This is a genomic window from Streptomyces sp. NPDC058964, assembly GCF_042741275.1.
Taxonomy (GTDB): domain Bacteria; phylum Actinomycetota; class Actinomycetes; order Streptomycetales; family Streptomycetaceae; genus Streptomyces.
In genome coordinates this window covers 5,741-9,401 of record NZ_JBHYKH010000358.1, presented here as the reverse complement: position 1 = coordinate 9,401, position 3,661 = coordinate 5,741, and the positions used below count along the sequence as shown (strand labels likewise).

Sequence of the window (3,661 nt, the reverse complement as noted above, 5' to 3'; positions counted from 1 at the left end):
CTCTGTTGGGCGGGGACTCGCGGTGTCCGCGCGGGGCCGCCGTCCCCGCGCCCGCCGCCAGGGGCGGCGACCCGGTCGCCGGCCGGCCGGCCGCGCTGTCGTACGTCGTCAACCAGGTCACGGGCTCGACCGTCGGCGGCGGCGTCATCGCCTTCGGCGCCGTGGTCGCCATCGCCTCCGTCGTGCTCGCCGTCATGTACGGCCAGACCCGCATCCTGATGTCGATGTCCCGGGACGGCCTCATCCCGCGCGTCTTCGAGAAGGTGTCGCCACGGACCTCTACGCCCGTCGCCGGCACCCTGATCGTCGCGATCGTCTTCGCGCTCCCGGCGGCCTTCGCCTCCCTGGACGCCGTGATGAACCTGTGCACCATCGGCACGCTCGCCATCATGGCCGTCGTCAACGTCACGGTGATCGCCCTGCGCCGCCGCGAGCCGGGCCTCGCCCGCTCCTTCCGGGTGCCGCTCTACCCGGTCGTCCCGCTGCTCGGCGTCGGCTTCTGCCTGTACCTGATGTACGAGACGGGCCGGCAGACCTGGATCCAGTTCGCGGTGTTCCTCGCGGCCGGCCTCGTGGTGTACGTCCTCTACGGGCGCCGCAACTCCACGCTCACCAGGACGCCCGCAGCCGAGGTCACGCAGGACGCCACTGACGCGGTACCACAGGCAGTCTGAACCAGACGGCCTTGCCCGACTCGGTCGGGCGGTGACCGCAGGAGGAGCTCAGGGCGCGGATCAACAGCAGGCCGCGCCCGTGCTCCTGCCACGGATCGGGCACGTCGAGGACCGGCCGGGTGAGATGACCCGGCGGCGCCGGGTCCGGGTCGTGCACCTCGACCTGACAGCCGGTCGGCAGCATCTCCACCACCAGCTCTATCGGGCCGTTCCCCGCGGCGTGCTCCACCGCGTTGGCCACCAGCTCCGCCGTGAGCAGCTCCGCGGTGTCACTGTCGGCCGCGGGCGCCTGGTCCGCCAGCGCCGTGCGGACCAGCGCACGGGCCACCGGCACCGCGGCGGCGGTGTGCGGCAGCGCGATGCGCCAGGAGGCCGGGGCGGAGGGAGGTTCGTACAAGGCGGTTCCGTTCATGGAGCAGGCTGTCCTGCTTTCAACCTGAGAGATGGTACGGCGCCCGGACCAGAGCGTTCCTGGAGGGGCACCGCAGGGGACCTTCGGCCCCGCTACGGGTGCGCTTACCCGGTCCCGCGGCCCGCCTCGCACGCCCCCTCCCACTGTTACCTCCCTGTCGACGACCCGTGACCGGCGTGACGGGACCGGGTTCCGCGGAGGTGCTGTGTCGCGCCATCGTGACGACAGTCATAAATGGGTGATAGCTTCATGGGGTAGAGCTACGTGAGGCACCGCCGCCCAAGGAGGCCGCACGTCATGAGTCCCTTCACCGGCTCCGCCGCCCCCACCTCCGACTGGGAGCACCTACGGGTCGAGCTCACCGACGGGGTCGCCACCGTCACCCTCGCGCGCCCCGAAAAACTCAACGCCCTCACCTTCGGTGCCTACGCCGACCTGCGCGATCTGCTCGCCGAGCTGTCCCGCGCGAAGTCGGTCCGCGCCCTGGTGCTGTCCGGCGAGGGCCGCGGTTTCTGCTCCGGCGGGGACGTCGACGAGATCATCGGCGCGACCCTGTCCATGGACACCGGCATGCTGCTCGACTTCAACCGGATGACCGGGCAGGTCGTGCGGGCCGTACGGGAGTGCCCCTTCCCGGTGATCGCGGCGGTGCACGGGGTCGCGGCCGGCGCCGGCGCCGTGCTGGCGCTCGCGGCGGACTTCCGGGTCGCGGACCCCTCGGCCCGCTTCGCCTTCCTCTTCACCCGGGTCGGCCTGTCCGGCGGCGACATGGGCGCCGCCTACCTGCTGCCCCGCGTGGTCGGCCTCGGCCACGCCACCCGGCTCCTCATGCTCGGCGAGCCGGTACGGGCCGCGGAGGCCGAGCGGATCGGCCTGATCAGCGAGCTGGCCGACGAGGGCCACGCCGACGAGGCGGCCCAGGCCCTGGCCCGCCGCCTGGCCGACGGCCCGGCCCTCGCGTACGCCCAGACGAAGGCCCTGCTCACCGCGGAACTGGACATGCCGCTCGCGGCGGCGGTGGAGCTCGATGCCTCCACCCAGGCCCTCCTCATGAACGGCGAGGACTACGCCGAGTTCCATGCGGCGTTCACGGAGAAGCGGCCCCCGAAATGGAGGGGGCGGTGATCGTGGGAGTTCCCGACGGCCCGCACCCGCCGACGGCGGCCGGCCACCCCCGGCGCATCGCGATCACCGGCGGCGGCCCCGGCGGTCTCTACGCGGCGGCACTGCTCAAACGCCTCGACCCGACCCGCGACATCACCGTCTGGGAACGCAACGCGCCCGACGACACCTTCGGCTTCGGAGTGGTCCTGTCGGACGAGACCCTGGGCGGCATCGAACATGCCGATCCCGTCGTGTACGAAGCCCTGCAGAGGGACTTCGTCCGCTGGGACGACATCGACATCGTGCACCGAGGCACCAGGCACACCTCCGGAGGACACGGTTTCGCGGCCCTGGGCAGAAAACGTCTCCTGGAGATCCTGCACGAGCGCTGCCACGACCTCGGTGTGAAGCTGCTCTTCCGCAGCGAGGCACCGCCCGTGGCCCGGCTCTGCGAGGAGTACGACCTCGTCATCGCCGCCGACGGTGTGCACAGCGCCACCCGCGAGGCCTATGCCCATGTGTTCCGGCCCCATGTGGCCACCCACCATTGCCGTTACATCTGGCTCGCCGCCGACTTCGCCTTCGACGCCTTCCGCTTCGAGATCGCCGAGACCGAGCACGGCGTGATGCAGCTGCACGGCTACCCCTACGCGGCCGACGCCTCCACCGTGATCGTCGAGATGCGCGAGGAGGTCTGGCGCGCCGCCGGGTTCGAGGACCTCGACGAGCAGGAGTCCGTCGAGCGCTGCGCCAAGATCTTCGCGGAAGCCCTGGGCGGGCGCCCCCTGCGCTCCAACAAGTCCGCCTGGACCACCTTCCGCACGGTCGTCAACGAACACTGGTCCCGAGGGAACCTCGTCCTCCTCGGCGACGCCGCCCACACCGCGCACTTCTCCATCGGCTCCGGCACCAAGCTCGCCGTCGAGGACGCCCTCGCGCTGGCCGCCTGCCTGGAGGAACAGCCCGCCCTGGCCGAGGCGCTGGCCGCCTACGAGGAGGAACGCAAACCCGTCGTCGCCTCCACCCAGCGCGCCGCCCGCGCCAGCCTGGAGTGGTTCGAGGACATCGGGCGCTACCTCGGCCAGCCGCCCCGCCAGTTCGCCTTCAACCTGCTCACCCGCAGCCGCCGCGTCACCCACGACAACCTCCGGCTGCGCGACGCCCACTTCACCGGGGCCGTGGAGCGCGAGTTCGGCTGCCCGCCCGGCACGCCCCCGATGTTCACCCCGTTCCGGCTGCGCGGCCTGACCCTGCGCAACCGGGTCGTCGTCTCGCCCATGGACATGTACTCGGCCGTGCAGGGCGTCCCCGGCGACTTCCACCTGGTCCACCTCGGCTCCCGGGCCCTCGGCGGCGCCGGCCTGGTGATGACCGAGATGGTGTGCGTCAGCGAGGAGGGCCGGATCACCCCCGGCTGCACCGGCCTCTACACCGGCCGCCAGGCCCAGGCCTGGCGGCGGATCACCGAGTT

At 72.0% G+C, this 3,661-nt stretch carries 4 protein-coding genes; 3 read left to right on the top strand and 1 reads right to left on the bottom strand.

Features of this window, described 5'->3' with window-relative positions:
- The coding region (locus tag ACFW2E_RS32850) for an APC family permease (RefSeq protein WP_384471315.1) at positions 1 to 674 on the top strand (674 nt) is incomplete at its 5' end.
- On the opposite strand, the gene ACFW2E_RS32845 is transcribed toward ACFW2E_RS32850, so the two are convergent.
- Positions 634 to 1,086, bottom strand: a complete 453-nt coding sequence (locus ACFW2E_RS32845) for an ATP-binding protein (protein WP_384471312.1) — start codon at positions 1,084 to 1,086, stop codon at positions 634 to 636. The two genes, ACFW2E_RS32850 and ACFW2E_RS32845, sit on opposite strands and share 41 nt — an antisense overlap.
- 297 nt (positions 1,087 to 1,383) lie before the next feature.
- Here ACFW2E_RS32845 and ACFW2E_RS32840 point away from each other — a divergent pair, with 297 nt between their 5' ends.
- On the top strand, positions 1,384 to 2,211 hold the full coding sequence (locus ACFW2E_RS32840) for an enoyl-CoA hydratase family protein (protein ID WP_384471309.1): 828 nt from the start codon (positions 1,384 to 1,386) through the stop codon (positions 2,209 to 2,211).
- Positions 2,196 to 3,661: FAD-dependent monooxygenase (locus ACFW2E_RS32835; RefSeq protein ID WP_384471306.1), on the top strand; the 1,466-nt coding region annotated here is incomplete at its 3' end. The genes ACFW2E_RS32840 and ACFW2E_RS32835, both read left to right, overlap by 16 nt.